Origin of the sequence: Sphingomonas sp. CCH21-G11 (genome assembly GCF_001555965.1) — a bacterium.
Classification (GTDB): Bacteria; Pseudomonadota; Alphaproteobacteria; order Sphingomonadales; family Sphingomonadaceae; genus Sphingomonas.
Genome location: NZ_LSHX01000023.1, coordinates 42,364 through 57,029, shown reverse-complemented (window position 1 = coordinate 57,029; position 14,666 = coordinate 42,364). Strand labels below are relative to the sequence as shown.

At 63.3% G+C, this 14,666-nt stretch carries 14 protein-coding genes; 4 read left to right on the top strand and 10 right to left on the bottom strand.

From position 1 onward, the window contains the following. The 6 genes from AX676_RS05120 to AX676_RS05095 all read right to left on the bottom strand — a co-directional run. Positions 1-2,377 (bottom strand): efflux RND transporter permease subunit (locus AX676_RS05120; RefSeq protein WP_066544147.1); only part of this gene is annotated, 2,377 nt, incomplete at its 3' end. Between the two features lie 70 nt (positions 2,378-2,447). After that, positions 2,448-3,596, bottom strand: coding sequence for an efflux RND transporter periplasmic adaptor subunit (locus AX676_RS17050; protein ID WP_082731392.1), 1,149 nt, complete (start codon positions 3,594-3,596; stop codon positions 2,448-2,450). Between the two features lie 11 nt (positions 3,597-3,607). After that, positions 3,608-4,774, bottom strand: a complete 1,167-nt coding sequence (locus AX676_RS05110) for a TolC family protein (protein ID WP_231726151.1) — start codon at positions 4,772-4,774, stop codon at positions 3,608-3,610. 153 nt (positions 4,775-4,927) lie between these two features. Further along, a complete protein-coding gene (locus AX676_RS17670; protein ID WP_156437800.1) occupies positions 4,928-5,296 on the bottom strand; it encodes a hypothetical protein in 369 nt (122 codons plus the stop codon). A 106-nt stretch (positions 5,297-5,402) separates the two neighbouring features. After that, on the bottom strand, positions 5,403-6,206 hold the full coding sequence (locus tag AX676_RS18220; protein ID WP_231726152.1) for a DUF3703 domain-containing protein: 804 nt from the start codon (positions 6,204-6,206) through the stop codon (positions 5,403-5,405). After that, on the bottom strand, positions 6,203-6,829 hold the full coding sequence (locus tag AX676_RS05095) for a cation transporter (protein WP_066481821.1): 627 nt from the start codon (positions 6,827-6,829) through the stop codon (positions 6,203-6,205). Before AX676_RS05095 ends, AX676_RS18220 begins: the two co-directional genes overlap by 4 nt. Positions 6,830-6,912: 83 nt before the next feature. Between AX676_RS05095 and AX676_RS05090 the strand changes: the two genes are divergently transcribed. From AX676_RS05090 to AX676_RS05080, 3 genes are read left to right on the top strand one after another with little or no spacing between them, the layout of a single operon-like run. After that, complete coding sequence (locus AX676_RS05090; RefSeq protein WP_066481704.1) at positions 6,913-7,317, top strand: MerR family transcriptional regulator; 405 nt, start codon at positions 6,913-6,915, stop codon at positions 7,315-7,317. Beyond that, positions 7,317-7,667: a DUF3147 family protein gene (locus tag AX676_RS05085; RefSeq protein ID WP_066481709.1), complete on the top strand. Its 351-nt coding sequence runs from the start codon at positions 7,317-7,319 to the stop codon at positions 7,665-7,667. The genes AX676_RS05090 and AX676_RS05085 overlap by 1 nt, the downstream gene beginning before the upstream one ends. After that, a complete protein-coding gene (locus AX676_RS05080; RefSeq protein ID WP_156437801.1) occupies positions 7,664-8,008 on the top strand; it encodes a YnfA family protein in 345 nt (114 codons plus the stop codon). Before AX676_RS05085 ends, AX676_RS05080 begins: the two co-directional genes overlap by 4 nt. 189 nt (positions 8,009-8,197) lie before the next feature. On the opposite strand, the gene AX676_RS17665 is transcribed toward AX676_RS05080, so the two are convergent. From AX676_RS17665 to AX676_RS05065, 4 genes are all read right to left on the bottom strand, one after another. Beyond that, complete coding sequence (locus tag AX676_RS17665) at positions 8,198-8,347, bottom strand: hypothetical protein (RefSeq protein ID WP_156437802.1); 150 nt, start codon at positions 8,345-8,347, stop codon at positions 8,198-8,200. A gap of 487 nt (positions 8,348-8,834) precedes the next feature. Further along, positions 8,835-10,079 carry a tyrosine-type recombinase/integrase gene (locus AX676_RS05075; RefSeq protein WP_066481711.1) on the bottom strand — a complete coding sequence of 415 codons (1,245 nt, stop codon included), beginning with the start codon at positions 10,077-10,079 and terminating at the stop codon, positions 8,835-8,837. 403 nt (positions 10,080-10,482) lie between these two features. Then, the gene (locus tag AX676_RS05070; protein WP_066481713.1) at positions 10,483-12,423 is read right to left on the bottom strand and encodes a serine/threonine-protein kinase; all 1,941 of its coding nucleotides are present in this window, start codon (positions 12,421-12,423) and stop codon (positions 10,483-10,485) included. After that, on the bottom strand, positions 12,420-13,184 hold the full coding sequence (locus tag AX676_RS05065; protein WP_066481715.1) for a PP2C family protein-serine/threonine phosphatase: 765 nt from the start codon (positions 13,182-13,184) through the stop codon (positions 12,420-12,422). The genes AX676_RS05070 and AX676_RS05065 overlap by 4 nt, the downstream gene beginning before the upstream one ends. A 130-nt stretch (positions 13,185-13,314) precedes the next feature. Between AX676_RS05065 and AX676_RS05060 the strand changes: the two genes are divergently transcribed. Then, a complete protein-coding gene (locus tag AX676_RS05060) occupies positions 13,315-14,664 on the top strand; it encodes a M23 family metallopeptidase (protein ID WP_156437803.1) in 1,350 nt (449 codons plus the stop codon). Positions 14,665-14,666: the final 2 nt, after the last annotated feature.

The window sequence follows — 14,666 nt, the reverse complement described above, 5'->3', positions numbered from 1 at the left end:
TCTCGTGGGCTCGGAGATGTGTATAAGAGACAGCCATGCCTGCGGGCCGACCGCCCAAAGCGATGGCCACCGATTTGGCCACCTCCTCTACTGTTAGCCCGTAGCGGGCTATTGTCGGTCGATCGAACGCAATGTCGAGCGTCGGGAAGCCCGTGACCTGCTGCACCTTCACGTCGGCGGCGCCCTCCACGTCGCGAAGGACTCCCGCAACTTCGCCCGCCGCATCGGTGAGCGCGGTGAGGTCATCGCCATAAAGCTTGACCGCCACATCACCGCGAACGCCGGCGATCAGCTCGTTGAAACGCAGTTCGATCGGTTGGCTGAACTCGTAGAGATTGCCGACTAGACCGCCGAGCGCACTTTCCATTTCAGTAACGAGCGCATCCTTGGACAGACTGGGATCGGGCCACTCATCGCGTGGCTTCAGAATGACATAGGCATCGGAAGCGTTAGGCGGCATCGGGTCGCTCGCCACCTCGGCTGTGCCTGTTCGTGAGAACACCAGCGCAACTTGAGGGAACTCGGCGAGGCGACCCTCTACCTCGCGTTGCATAGTTAGCGAGCGTTCAAGCGAGGTAGAAGGGATACGCAACGATTGAACCGCCAGATCGCGTTCGTCGAGCTGCGGGGTGAACTCGCTGCCGAGGAAGGTGAACAGCACTGCTGCAAGTACAAAGGCTCCGGCTCCGGCCCCGATTACCGGCCAGGGCCTGGCAATCGCCTTGCGCAAGGCCGGCCCATACCGCTCCTTTGCCCAGACAATCGGCTTTACTTCCTTCTCGGTCAGCTTCTTGTTGAGCAGCACCGCGATCATCGCCGGCACAAAGGTCAGCGACAGCACGAAGGCCGATGCCAGCGCCAGCATCATAGTGATGGCCATCGGCGAGAACGTCTTGCCCTCGACGCCGGTGAAGGTGAGCAGCGGGGCAAAAACAAGGAAGATGATCGCCTGGCCGTAAACGGTCGGTTTGATCATTTCCTGTGCCGCGAGGCGGGTTTCGGTCAGGCGTTCCCCGAGGGTGAGCAAGCGCCCTTCATGATGCTGCCGTGCAGCCAAACGCGCGACGCTGTTCTCGACGATGATGACCGCACCATCGACAATCAGCCCAAAGTCCAATGCGCCGAGGCTCATCAGATTGCCGGACACACCGAGCCGGTTCATCCCTACCGCTGCGAGCAGCATCGAGAACGGGATGACCAGAGCCGTGATGATCGCTGCCCGGATGTTGCCAAGCAGCAGAAACAGCACCGCGATAACCAGCAAGGCCCCTTCGAGCAGGTTTTTCTCCACGGTTGCGATCGTGGCATCGACCAGTGACGAGCGGTTATAGACGATCTCGGCCACCACACCTTCGGGAAGCGATGCGCGCACCTCTTCAAGCCTTGTAGCGGCGTTCGCGGCCACGGTCCGGCTGTTCTCGCCTGCGCGCATCAGAACAGTGCCCACCACGGTCTCTTCGCCGTTGAGCGATGCCGCCCCGGTGCGCAGGTCGCCGCCGATGGCGACATCGGCCACATCGCCAATGCGGACGGGAACGCCCTCACGGGTCGCTACCACGGCCTCCTTGATCGCCTCGACACCGTCAAGCCGGGCATCCACCCGCACCAGCAATGCCTCGCCCGCTCGGTCAACGAAGTTGGCTCCGGCCGCCAGATTGGCCGCTTCCAATGCCTGAATCAGCGAATCGAAAGAAAGACCATAACCGGTGAGCCGCGCCGGATCAGGCTGCACCAGATACTGCTTTTCGAAGCCACCGATCGAATCGACTCCCGCAACGCCATCAATGGACCGCATGAGCGGAGCCACGACCCAGTCCTGCACGGTGCGCAGATAGGCGGCCTTGGCAACCTCGCTGTCGAGCCGGTCACCGCGCTCGGTAATGAAGCTGCCGTCGGCCTGCCAGCCCGTCCGCCCACCTGTTGCCGCACCCTTGCCTGCGGGATGCTCATATTCGATGGTATACATAAGCACTTCGCCAAGGCCGGTCGAAATCGGCCCCATGGTGGGTTCCGCGCCTTCGGGCAGCGATGCACCAATCGGTGCAAGCCGCTCGTTCACCTGGCTGCGAGCAAAGTAGATGTCGGTCCCTTCCTCGAAGATCGCTGTAACCTGGCTGAAGCCGTTGCGCGAAATCGAGCGGGTCATTTCCAGCCCCTCGATCCCCGCAAGGCCGGTCTCGATCGGGAACGTCACCTGCGTTTCGACCTGCGAAGGCGAAAGCGCGGGCGCGCTGGTGTTGATCTGGACCTGCGTGTTGGTGATGTCGGGAACCGCATCGATCGGCAGCCGGACCAGATTGAATGCGCCATAGATCGCCGCAAGGATGGTCAGAACGATGATCCCCCAGCGAAACCGTACCGCAATGTCGAGAACCATGCCGATGACGCCGTGGCCACCATCATTGCCGTGGTTCGGGCTCTCCTCGTGTGAAGAAGCCGTGGTTTGATCAATGCCCATGTTCGGCTTCCCCCTTTTCGAGTTCAGCTTTCAGCAGAAAGGCATTTTCAGTCGCGACAGCTTGTCCGGCGCTCAGACCGGAAAGGATCGTCACCATTCCGTCCGAGCGGTTGCCTGTCTCCACCTCACGCGCCTGGAACCCGCGGCGGGTTCGAACAAACACGACGTTTTTGCCGTCAACGACCTGGACGGCATCTTCAGGAACAGCGATGCTGCGCTGATCCACTTCGCCGGAGGGACGGATGCGGGCCTGCAGGAAAGATCCGGGTTGGAGGCCGGAGACGCTTCCCGGAAGATTGAGAATGGCAGTTGCGCTGCGGCTTTCAGGGTCGAGCGACGGTGTCACCGAGCGCACGCGCGCTCCGATTTCCCGTCCATCGCCGACAATGAGAGCAGCTTCATCGCCGGGCTTGATCCGGACAGCATCGGCAGATGGCAAAGCGACCTCGATCTGCAAACCATCGGGATTGATGACCTGAAACAGTTCCTCACCGGCATCCACATATGAACCAAGCACGATGGGCGCAGTTGTCACACGGCCAGATATGGGGCTGGTAACAGCCAGTGAGCGGCCATCCCCGCTTACCCCCGCTGCCGAGACAGCGGCCTGTGCACGGGACAGTTCGGAACGGGCGACATCAAGATCGGCCCTGGCAGCTTCAAGATCCTGTCTCGCCGTGACGTTCCCCTCGAATAAGCGTCGCTCACGGTCATAGGCAGAAGAAAGCGCCGTCACCCGCGCGCGCGCTGCACTCAATTGCGAAGCGAGCGCAGCAGCATCAGCGCTTTCGATCCGGGCGACCGTCTCGCCCTGGCTGACATAGTCACCCAATGTCTTGCTGATACTGCGAACCATACCGGTAGCGCGTGCATCAATCCGTGCAGTGGCAGCGGGACTGGCCGCAACCGTCGCGGGAAAGACCAGTTCAACGGCGGCGCCGGACTGCACAGTCTCTATTCTGATCTTGGCAGCGCGCAGTTGTTCATCACCGATCAGGACAAGACCTTCCGGCAAGGCGGATTCGGCCGCCTCATCGTCTTGCTGGACAGCAGCCTCGTTCGCGGGCCAGATAAAATACAGCAACGCTGCGGCGGCGATTACAATCGCGGCGACAATCGCCAGCGTTCTGCGGTTCATGACAATATTCCTCATTGTGCAGCTAGCCTGATAAGTTCGGCGGCGGCCTGTCCCCGGTCCTGCTGCGCAGCGATCAGCGCCTCACGGATTGCATCGCGGGCATCGGCGGCGGCCAGGACTTCGATCAGCGGAAAGCGGCCATTGCTGTAGCCGATGCGCACGAGCCTCAACGCTTCTTCGGCCTGTGGCAGGGATGTTGCGGAAAGGGTTTCAACGCGCGCCTCGGCAGCCAGATAGGCGGCGCGTGCGCGGGCAACGGCCAGTTCGTAATCCGCGAGCGCTACAGCTTCGCGGGCAGTTGCTGCGCGCAGATTGGCTTCGGCAGAAGCGATATTGCCCTGATTGCGATTGCTGAATGGGAGCGGGATCGAGACGCCGACTACAAAGGCATTGGCGTTGCTCTCCTCGAACCGCCGCACGCCGGCCGAGATGGTGGGATCCGGGATGCGCAGGCTGCGTTCCCGCGCTATTTCTGCGGATGCGGCAGCTGTGTTTGCCCGCGCAAATTCCAACTGCAATGGCGCACTGGTTGCCATTATCTGGTCTGGCGGTGCAATGGTGGGAAACTCACTCGGCACCACAGGCGGCGCTGCCTGCTCGCTCCACAAAGCGGCAAGGCCTGTTCGTGCAGCAAGGCTGGCCGCTTGCGCAGCTTGGAGCTCAGCCTGCGCTTCAGCGAGCGCGGCTTGCGCCCGCAAGGCTCGCAGCGGCGGCTCGCGGCCGACCTCCACCAGCAGGTTCGCAATGCGCGCCAGTTCCTCGTTGCGCGCGACGATATCGCGGGCAAGATCAAGGCGCGATACGGCTGCAACGGCTGCGATATAGCGTTCGCGCACCACAAACCCGAGCTCCGCCTGCGAGAGGTTGGCCCTCAGGGTTGCAAGGTCGGCCTGGGCCTCGGCTGCTGCGATCCGCGCACCCCGCTTCCCGCCAAGTTCAAGCTGCTGGCCAACCGACAAGGTGATTTGTGTCGCACGTAAGCCGGAGAAGGCGCCGCTACCGGCAAAATCCTCAGCTTCGAGAGAGACCTGCGGATTGGGCCGCAAGCGCGCCTGACCGATTAGCGCCTGTGCTGCCTCAGTTTCAGCGCGCGGCCCGATAAGGCGCGGATTACTGTCGGCAAACGCGGAGCTATCTGTAACACCGCTGCGGTCGAGCGCTTCGTCGAGCGACACCACCTGTGGCTCCTGCGCAGCGGCAGGCTCCGATAACGTGGCGAAGGCCAACCCTGCAATCAGGGCGCCCCGCCATAATATGACTGACATTTTGGATGACTTCCTCTGCTGACGTTCAAAAACGGCACCGGAAATCATTCCGGCGCGCGTGGAGCGTCAGACTCGAGGAGGGGGGCTCACTATCTCGCGATCAACCGACGGCAAGCGGTCAAAGCGTGCCGACAAATGCACCGCCAAAAGTTCCGGGCTCTCGATACCAACTGCGGCGCCCTCTACGTTGGAACCGTGGTGGCAATGACCGTGAGCGCATACGCCGTGCTGCTCGACAGGAGCATCGGGATCGCCCTGATCAGTCTCGTCGTGTGCTTCCGCCTGAAGCGAGGTGATCGCAATTTCAGACCCGTCCGTAAATCCGGCTTCAGTCCCGCAGGTTGCTGCATCAGCGACCGTTGCCAAGACAAGCATCATCAGCGCCAGAAGTATGGCAAGAGGGCGCAGGGCAACAGGGCGGAGTGCAAGCTTCATGAACGCGATGGCGCCAATAACATTGGCAAATGGGTGGAGCAAGGCCGAAATATCTCGGTAATATATAAGGTTATATTATCACGCCGTAACTGAGCACGATCTGGCATCATCTGCTTCCTTGATCAGGCTGATCAATTTCCAGTTGAAGATCATCCGGCACTGGCATTGGCGCAAAAGCGCTCACATTCGATCGTCCGGTATTGCCGACCGGCAGCCGTCCCGTCACCGCGCCAATTGGTGCCAGAATAATCCGGACTATCTGGCCCATAACTTCGCTCCAATCGCGCCGTCGGATCGCAAATCCCAGCATGGCGCCATGACTGGCGAGATGTGGGCCAAGATAGGGCTGCGAAACGATATGAACCCGCTCCAGATGGTGCCACGCACGATCATCGTCGCCTGCTTTTACCGCTGACCGGTATGCCGCCATTTCGGCCGCGATCACCCGCCGCGCAGTAAAGCTGTTGGCAAGCCCCCGCCAGCGCCGCTGCCGGTGCCAATAGAAGATTTGCGCGAAGGCCCAGATGAACGGGGTCAGGGCTCCGGCCGAAACTTCGACCTCGTCGCTGTAATGCGTCCCGCCGTTTGGTTCCGGCATGACGGTGATCCAATGATCCCACCTGGAAATGAGGGCACTGTGCCCGTTGTCACGCAGTCGTTTTGGCCAGTCGGTGCCGTCAGCATCGTGCGTGGACGTCACAATCCACTGTGTCCCGAACGGAATTATGCCAAAGAGGCGGAGCTTGACCTCGTAGCGCCCGCCCGGTCGAAAGCTTTCGAACGCCGCGTCGTCGATCGGGATGAAGCGCACCAGCGGCCAAGCAATATGCTGCAACAGGCCCGCCTTCTGGACTTCTGCCCAGACAGTTTCCGGCTTGAGCGCAATATGTGTCGAACGCGAAACCTTCATGCTGCAACGCTCCGCAATTCAAGCCGTGCCTGCTGGACGATCTGAATGCCGCCGCTGATCCCGAGCAGCGCCAGGAGCGCAGCAACAATAAGGTCGGGCCAGGCTGTCCCCGTGCCGAACACGCCGAGCGCGGCCGCCATCACGGCAATATTGCCGATCGCGTCGTTGCGGGAGCAGATCCAGACCGAACGCATGTTCGCGTCACCCGTACGAAAGCGGTAGAGCATGATGGCAACGCCAGCATTGGCTGCGAGCGCGAGCGCGCCGATGATCCCCATCAGTTCAGGTTTGGGTGCAGCTCCGCCCAATGCCGCTAAGACCGCTGTGATCAAGACCCAACCGCTCAGGCCGATGAGAGTAAGCCCCTTGGCAAGGGCAGCCCGCGCGCGCCATGCCAGCGCCATCCCGGCAACCAGCAGGCTGATCGTGTAATTGGCAGCATCACCCAGAAAATCGAGCGCGTCCGCCTGCAATGCGCGGCTGTCAGCAGCGGCACCTGCCGCCATCTCGACAGCGAACATGCCGGCGTTGACGCCGAGCGCGATCCACAAAGCCCTGCGCCAGCGCGGGTCATTCAGCGTTGCCGTCGTTCCGCACGCGGCCTTGCAGCAATCATCAGCCATCATCTTGCCTTCTCGACAAATCCCGAGTCGGCACTCTATCTACACCCTGTAGCAACTACAGGGTCAAGCCCGGAGGAGTGGCAATGAAGATTGGCGAACTCGCGAGCGCCACGGCGACCAAGGTCGAGACGGTGCGCTATTATGAAAAGATCGGGCTGTTGCCGCCACCCGCACGGACAAGCGCCAATTATCGTGCCTACGGCCATGATCATCTCGCGCGCCTGTCGTTCATCCGCCGCGCCCGCGATCTCGGTTTCACGCTCGAAGCGGTACGCGAACTGCTCACGCTGTCGGATGACAAGGCCCAATCCTGCGATGCAGTTGACGGCATAGCGCGTGTCCACCTCACCGAAATCGATCGCAAGATTGCCGATCTGACCGCGCTGCGCGGCGAGCTTGATCGGATCATCGGTTCCTGCCGTCACGGGACGGTGGCCGATTGCAAGATCATAGAAACCCTGGCCCCACGCGGAAAGGACACAGCTTGATGTATTATCTGCTCATCAAAGCCGTCGCATCTGCCATCATCATCGTGATCGTTTCAGAAACCGCGCGGCGCAATCCCGGTACCGGGGCGCTGATCGCTTCGCTGCCGCTGATTTCAGTGCTCGGCATGATCTGGATTTGGCGCGACACGCAAGAAGTGGCGCGCCTGGCCGAGCATTCCGCCGCGACGTTCTGGTATGTGCTTCCGAGTCTACCGATGTTTCTCGTCATCCCTGCCCTGCTCAAGCGTGGTGTCTGGTTCTGGCCCGCGCTGCTTGCGGGGTGCGTTCTGACCATGGCGCTCTATGCGTCAATGGTCTGGGCCGGCCCGAAATTTGGATTGAAGCTATGACCATGCCCAACCTGCCAACGGCAATCATTTATGCCTTTGCCGCGCTAGCCGAGATCGCGGGCTGCTTCGCCTTCTGGGCATGGCTGCGCCTCGACAAGCCCGTGTGGTGGGTGTTTCCGGGCATGGTTTCCTTAGCCTTATTCGCGTGGCTTCTTACGTTCGTTGACACGCCCGTCGCGGGGCGCGCCTACGCAGCCTATGGCGGTGTTTACATCGCCGCTTCGCTGATATGGCTCTGGACGGTGGAAGGTTCACGGCCCGACCGCTGGGATGTCATCGGAGCCTCCATTTGCCTCGCCGGAGCGGGATTGATTCTGATGGGTCCGGGACGATCAGACTGATTGCAGCTAATAGGATGGGAACTCGAAAAGAGTTTCGATAAACATCGCTAAAGGTCAATGACGTAAAGGCTATAATGAACAGTCCCTGCTAGGTTCGATGGATGTAAGGCATCCGCGCGTGAGCGGCACAAAATAAAGCGGGCGCCCAGTCGGTGACCGGACGCCCGCCCTTATGGTTTGGCCAGTCCCTTACGGGCAGCAGTCCATGGCCGCATCGCAGCAAGCGAGCACGAGGTCGCAGCAGGACATGGCCAACGATGCCATCTGATCCGGCGCAGCGGCGAAAGCGGCCGAGCTGGAACCAAGCAGCACTGCTGCTGCGATAATGTACTTCTTCATGATGTTATCTCCGTTGAAAGTGAATTGCGTGGATCAGCGGAGCATTCGGGGAGGCGGCGGTTCCGGCCCCCCGTTAGGCAGAGGCGGAGACTTTTCGAGAAGCGCAAGAAACGTGAGTGACGAAATATCGCGAACTTCTAGCGGCAAAATGCGCGATGCTGGAAGCGTCTGGCACAAGGCGAGGCAATAGCTCTGACACTGCCCGCCCTCGTTATCCATGCAATCACCGCAGTCGCTATCGTCTGAGGTCATCGCTGCCATAGGTGCGCAACCGTTCGCAGCGTAAGTTGCCTCGATCGGGAGCAACGCAACCAAAAATGCCGCGAGATAGAGAAAGAGGCGTTGTGTCACTGAGGGGACCATACCCTCGTGTTCGCTTTGATCAATGACATAGTTACAATCAGTCTCGCCATGCTCATGCGGCCTTGCGCATCGCTAGCGGGCGCAGCATGCCATGCTCGCGGTTCCGACCGCGCCTCCCAATGTCCTATGTCGATAAAAGGGACTGGAGCTTTGCGTCCCACGCATCCAGGGCGGTGCGCTTCTCATCGTCATACTTGTAACGATTGTAGATCCCCGCGACCCCTGCTCTTGTTCCACTGATATGGTTGAGCACGCTTTCGGTCACTTCAACCGGGACCCTCAGCGACTGAAGGTGGGTTGCGCCTGTCCTGCGGATATCGTGTAGCCGCCAGTTCGGAACCTCAACCTGGTCGGGGTCTCCACCGTCCTCGATCTGCTTCGCTTTCAGATATGCGATCATGTCCTTGTGGAGCGCCGCCCGTCCCTTGAAGAAGCCCGAGACGGGGGTTCTGCCTGTGGTGGTGAACACAAGGCCCTTCCGCTTCGGACCCAGCAGCTGCAGTTCGGAAAGTGCGAGGCTCGTCAGCGGTATGACATGTTCCTGATCATTCTTCGCTCGATCGGCCGGCAGGGTCCATCGGCGCGAACTAAGGTCGATTTCGGACCAGTCCATCTCGGCAACTTCCTGACGCCGTTGCATCGTCAGGATCAGCATCCGCACAAAAGGCCCCCACGGCCACCCGGAATTCTCGGTCGCCCTCCACAAAGCGACAATTTCCTCGTCGCTCAGCACCCGGCGGCGCGACGGGACGGCCTTTGGCGCTTTCATCCCGGCCAGCGGCGAGACGTCGATATCCTGCCGGTCGGTCGCCCAGTTGAAGAACTTGCGCAGCAGCGAGTGGATCTCCTTGCGCCGCGCTGGGCGATCGGAATACTCGTCCAGCACCTTCACGATATCGGCGCGGGTGATCTCATGGACGGCTCGGTTGCCCCAGCGTGGAATAAAAACGTTGTTGATCGTGCATTGCGCCGAGCCCCACGTGCCCCGCCAGTTCGGCTTGAGATAGAGCTCTACGAACCTTTCGCTGTAAGTCCGAAAGTTCAGCGTCTCCTTTTTCCGCTTGGCTTCACGCTTGGCTTCGACCGGATCGATCCCCTGATAGACTTGGACCAGCAGCCGCTCGGCTTCTTTGCGCGCCGTGGCAGGCGTCCAGGGGCTACCAACAGGCCCAATTGTCTTACGGCGTGCAGGACCGCCGTCGACCCGATACTGGAACACAAAGGACTGCGCTCCTCTTGGCGTGATGCGAAGTCCGAAGCCCTTTAGCCGGGGGTCCCACACGTAAATGTCGCGGTGCGGGTCCGGTGTGACCGACTGGATTGTTCGCAGAGTGATTGACTGATTCGGCATGATCTGGCGCTCGTCCACGTAATCGCCACGTAATCAGATGTCGGGATTACGATGGCGTAGCGAAGGGTAATCCACGGCGGATTTATTCCAACCGTTTCAAGCCCTTGAGCGTAGTTTGGCGTAGTATTGGAAAGGAACGAAAAGGGCACAAAGCTCCGCTCTTAATCAGCGGGTCCTAGGTTCGAGCCCTAGTGCGTCCACCACCTTTTAAGCATCGGTATGTCGACGGTTCTTCCGGCCGCGGAGGCCCACATATTTGTGTCCGGGTGAGAATTGTTCCGGGCCATGCGCGGCAAACCAACGGCTCGATTTCCGTGCCGAAGAACGGGCCCACAGCGCCTCCTGTCTGGGCGCACGGCACGTAATCGGGCTCGGTCAACGGACCCGAGCCGGGCGTCTCCGGCTGCCCGAAGATCGCGCGTTATTCGCGCACTTCGTCGGCCATCTTGAACCACACCATCTCGGCCTGCCAGCCATTTGCGGCGGCCGCCTTCGCGAACTGCGCCTGCCATTGCGGGCCGTGATTGCCATCCATCAACCCTTCGGAAAACCCGCCCTTGCCGGTCAGCAACAGAATGCCCGACCAGCCGCTATGATCGGCATCGATCTGCAAGCGGTAACGGTCGCCACCCAGGTCGGCGATCGGCGTCCCGGTCTTTTCCAGGCCCGTAAAGGTCGCGCGATTGGGGATGATCGTCGAAATCGCGCCGCTTGGCTCGATGCCGTAGAGCGCGAAGTCGAGGCCCGGGTTGGCGAGATCGAGACTGACGACCGCGCGCCCGCCAACTTTACCTGCATAGGCGCTGTCCGGGGGCAGCATGCTCATCTCGAACTTGCGCTGCGGGACCGACAGCCGCGCGCCGTCGGTCGAACGGATCGCGCGGAACGCATCGATGGCGGTGCATTCGGAGCCGCTGATCGGCGCGACCTCCGAAAAATCGGTGGCCGCCACGCGCCCGCCGCTCGCCTCTACCGCGCGAAACACGCGGGACTCGGCCTCGGCCGGCAGCCCGGCGACGCCGGCCAGAGCCAGCGACACGCCGCCCGTGCCCGCCGTCACCCGGGTCACGTCGAGCCAGGTGCAGCCGATCGACGGCAGCGCCGCCGCCACCGCGCGCCGGGCGGCCTCTTCAGGTGCCGCCGCAACCGGGGTGCCGGAGGCATCCGGTGCCTTCACCGGCGTATCAACGGGCCCGCCGCCGCTCAGCGCCAGCCAGGCTGCCAGCGCGACGACGCCCACCCCCGCTGCCGCCGCGCCGATGATCAGCGGACGCCGCGACGCGGTGCCGGAGCCCGCAGGCCCCGGCGGGCCTGGTCGCGCGGGCTTGGGCGTCGCCGCCGGCTTGGGCTTGCGACCGGCGGGCGGCGTCGCAACGGGCTGGCCGAGCGCGGCAATGACGGCGTCCATCGAGCGCAGGCGACCCGCCGGGTCGGCGACCAGCATCTGGTCGAGCACCGGGCGGATCGTATCGGGCGCCCCGCTCGTGTCGACGCCCTTGCGCCGGCGATCGATCGCCTCGACGAAATTGCTCCCCATGTCGACGTTGCGGCCGAGCGCCACCGCGAGGATCACGAGACCCAGGCTGTAGACATCGCTCCACGGGCCGACCTGGCGGTCGAAGTCGCCGAGCTGTTCGGGCGCGACATAGCCGAGCTTGCCGGCAAAGCCGTCGCCGATGATCGTCTTCGATCCCGGGTCGAGATCCTTGGCGATGCCGAAGTCGATGATCCGCGCACGGTCGAGCCGGCCATCCTCGAGCAGCACATTATCGGGCGAGATGTCGCGGTGAATCGCCCCCAGCGCATGCGCCGCCTCCAGCCCCGAGGCGAGCCGGCGGGTCAGGTCGATCAGCCCCTCGGGCGTCGGCGACAATTTGCCCAGCACATCGGACAGGTTGCTGCCGTCGATGAATTCGGTGACGATGTAGAAGACGTTGAGCTGCGGTTCCTGGGCAAGCACGCGGTACTGGACCAGGGCGGGGTGCGACAGCCGGGTCAGCGTGCGCGCTTCCTTGCGGAACATCGCCTGGACATTGGGGTCGTTGGCGAGCGCGGGCAGGATCACCTTGATCGCAACCCGCTCGTCGCTGTTTACGTTCACGCCCTCGAACACCTCGCCCATGCCGCCGCGTGCGATGAAGCGGCGCACCTCGAAGATATGGTTGAGCACGTCGCCGATCTGGATGCCGACGCCGTCGGCGCGCGCCGCCATGGTCGGTGGCGCGGGTGACGCGGCCGCCTGCGGCGCGATCACGGTCCGGTCGGGGGCCGGGGCGGGCGGCTCGGATGTTGCGCCCGTCGAAGGCCGGATGATCGTCCGGTCGCTTTCGGGCGATTCCCGATCGTCGTTCGGCGTGGTCATGGCACGGCCCGCGACAATTCGGAGCCGAAGCGGATCAGCGTCGATTCGCTCGCGGTGACCAGCACGAGCGTGACATTGTCGGGTGCACCCAGCGCGTGACAGCGATCGACCAGCGCCCGCGTCGCATCGCGGGCCTCGTGGCGGGCGAGGATGGCGTCGATTTCCGCATCCGCGACGACGCCGTGCAGGCCGTCGCTGCACAACAGGAACTGGTCGTCGGGCAGCAGCGTGTCGGTGATCGCATCGATGGTCAGCGGTTCGCCGATGCCGACCGCGCGGGTGATCACGTTGCGCAGCGGATGCGTGGCCGCCGCCGCCGCGTCGAGCACCCCGCGATCGATCAGTTCCTGCACCTGGCTATGGTCGCGGGTCAGCTGATGCAGCTGACCATCGCGGCGGAGATAGGCGCGACTGTCGCCGACCCAGAGCACGGTGAAGCGTCGTTCGCGGATGATCAGCGCAACGACCGTCGTGCCCATCTGGGCGCCGCGCGCGGCCGATTCGATCACGATCGCCCGGTTCGCCTGCTGAACCGCCTCTGCGGTCGCCGATACCATCGCGTCCGCATCCTCATGCCGGGGCAGCGCGTCGAGCGCGTCGATCAACGTCGCCGCCGCCCAGTCGCCGCGGGCCATCCCACCCATCCCGTCCGCGACCGCCCACAGGCCGATCGTATCCGACGCGCAGTAGCGGTCCTCATTGACCTCGCGGACCAGCCCCGTGTCGGTCAGTGCCTGCCATTCGGTCTTGAGCGGTATCATCCGCACGTCCCCTGCCGCGCCCCGCCCTGCTTTAGCCCGCCTTTGCCGCTCGCCGCAATCGCAAGGCACATTGCGCAACCCCGGGCGCAGCGACATAGATGCGACGGCGGGCGGCGACCGGGGGGACGAGATGGCCGATGCGATCAGCGATTCCTATGATCCGCGGACATGGATCAGCGACTGGAGCGCCTATACCGGCGTCGCCGGTAGCCCGGACAGGAAGGCACCGGCCGACCGGCGCGCGGGCGATTGGCACCAGCGCATCGCCGGCCTGCCCGCCGGCATCGCCACCGCCGCGCTGATCCTGACCGCCGGCGCGATCACGGCCTGGCAATCGCGGCCCGGCGATGGTGACGCCAGCTTGGCATCGCCATCGCAAGCGCGGGGGCCGGCACAGACGCGGCGCACGCTGGTGCTGTCGGGCGCGGGCGACCTCATGGCTGCGCTGCGTGCCTCCGGCATCGCGCCCGCCAGCGCCGCGGCGGCCGCCCTCGCCGCCCGCCCCGGCCTGAAGCCCGATGGCGAGATCCGCGCCGTGATCACGCTGACCGAAACCCCCGACGGCTTCCGCCTCGACCGACTGGAAGCGTCGAACGACGACAGCTCGGGCGTCGTGGTGACGCCGGGCGATGCGGGACGATTCATCGCCTCCCGCGTCGCGGCGCAGTTCAGCAGCCGGATCGTCGTGCGACGCGGCACGATGGATGCCGACAGCTTCTATTCCTCTGCGGTCGCCGCCGGAGTGATCGACAGCGTCATTCCCGAATTCGCCCGCGCGCTCGCCTTTGATTTCGACTTTCAGCGCGAGGTGCGTGCCGGCGACGCCTTCGAGGCCGCATTCGCGCAGCAGGTGAACGCAGCCGGTGAAGCGGTCGGGCCGCCGACGCTCCTCTACGCATCGATCACGACCGAGACCAAGTCGAGCGCGGTCTATCGCTTCGCGCCCGACGGTGGCGCCGCCGAATGGTTCGACGGCAGCGGGCGCAGCATCGTGCGCGCGCTGATGCGCACGCCCGTCGACGGCGCGCGGGTATCGTCCAATTTCGGGTTTCGCACGCACCCCATCCTGGGTTTCCGCAAGCTTCACCGCGGCACCGATTTCGCCGCGCCGACGGGCACGCCGATCTTCGCTTCGGGCGACGGCGTGATCGAATTCGCCGCGCCGAAGGGGCCGAACGGCAATTTCGTGCGCATCCGCCACACGAACGGCTGGGAAACGCTGTACCTGCACATGAACCGCTTTGCGCCGGGCATCAGCGCGGGGGTGCATGTGTCGCAGGGCCAGCAGATCGGCGAAGTCGGCACGACCGGCCGTTCGACCGGACCGCATCTGCATTACGAAGTGCATATCGACGGCGAACCGGTCGATCCGCTGAGCATCGAGACCGAGGCAGGGCGGACGCTGGAGGGTCAGGCGCTGATCGCATTCGCGCGCGAACGCGACCGCATCGACGTCAGCCGGGCCGCCCAGTCCAACTGAGC

Excerpts from the sequence above, each read along its gene's own strand:
- AX676_RS05065 (WP_066481715.1), bottom strand. The coding sequence starts at position 13,184 with ATGATACCGCTCAAGACCGAATGGCAGGCACTGACCGACACGGGGCTG.
- AX676_RS05095 (WP_066481821.1), bottom strand. The coding sequence starts at position 6,829 with ATGGCTGATGATTGCTGCAAGGCCGCGTGCGGAACGACGGCAACGCTG.
- AX676_RS05080 (WP_156437801.1), top strand. The coding sequence starts at position 7,664 with ATGACCATGCCCAACCTGCCAACGGCAATCATTTATGCCTTTGCCGCG.
- AX676_RS18220 (WP_231726152.1), bottom strand. The coding sequence starts at position 6,206 with ATGAAGGTTTCGCGTTCGACACATATTGCGCTCAAGCCGGAAACTGTC.
- AX676_RS05090 (WP_066481704.1), top strand. The coding sequence starts at position 6,913 with ATGAAGATTGGCGAACTCGCGAGCGCCACGGCGACCAAGGTCGAGACG.
- AX676_RS05070 (WP_066481713.1), bottom strand. The coding sequence starts at position 12,423 with ATGACCACGCCGAACGACGATCGGGAATCGCCCGAAAGCGACCGGACG.
- AX676_RS17670 (WP_156437800.1), bottom strand. The coding sequence starts at position 5,296 with ATGAAGCTTGCACTCCGCCCTGTTGCCCTGCGCCCTCTTGCCATACTT.
- AX676_RS17665 (WP_156437802.1), bottom strand. The coding sequence starts at position 8,347 with ATGAAGAAGTACATTATCGCAGCAGCAGTGCTGCTTGGTTCCAGCTCG.
- AX676_RS17050 (WP_082731392.1), bottom strand. The coding sequence starts at position 3,596 with ATGAACCGCAGAACGCTGGCGATTGTCGCCGCGATTGTAATCGCCGCC.
- AX676_RS05060 (WP_156437803.1), top strand. The coding sequence starts at position 13,315 with ATGGCCGATGCGATCAGCGATTCCTATGATCCGCGGACATGGATCAGC.
- AX676_RS05085 (WP_066481709.1), top strand. The coding sequence starts at position 7,317 with ATGTATTATCTGCTCATCAAAGCCGTCGCATCTGCCATCATCATCGTG.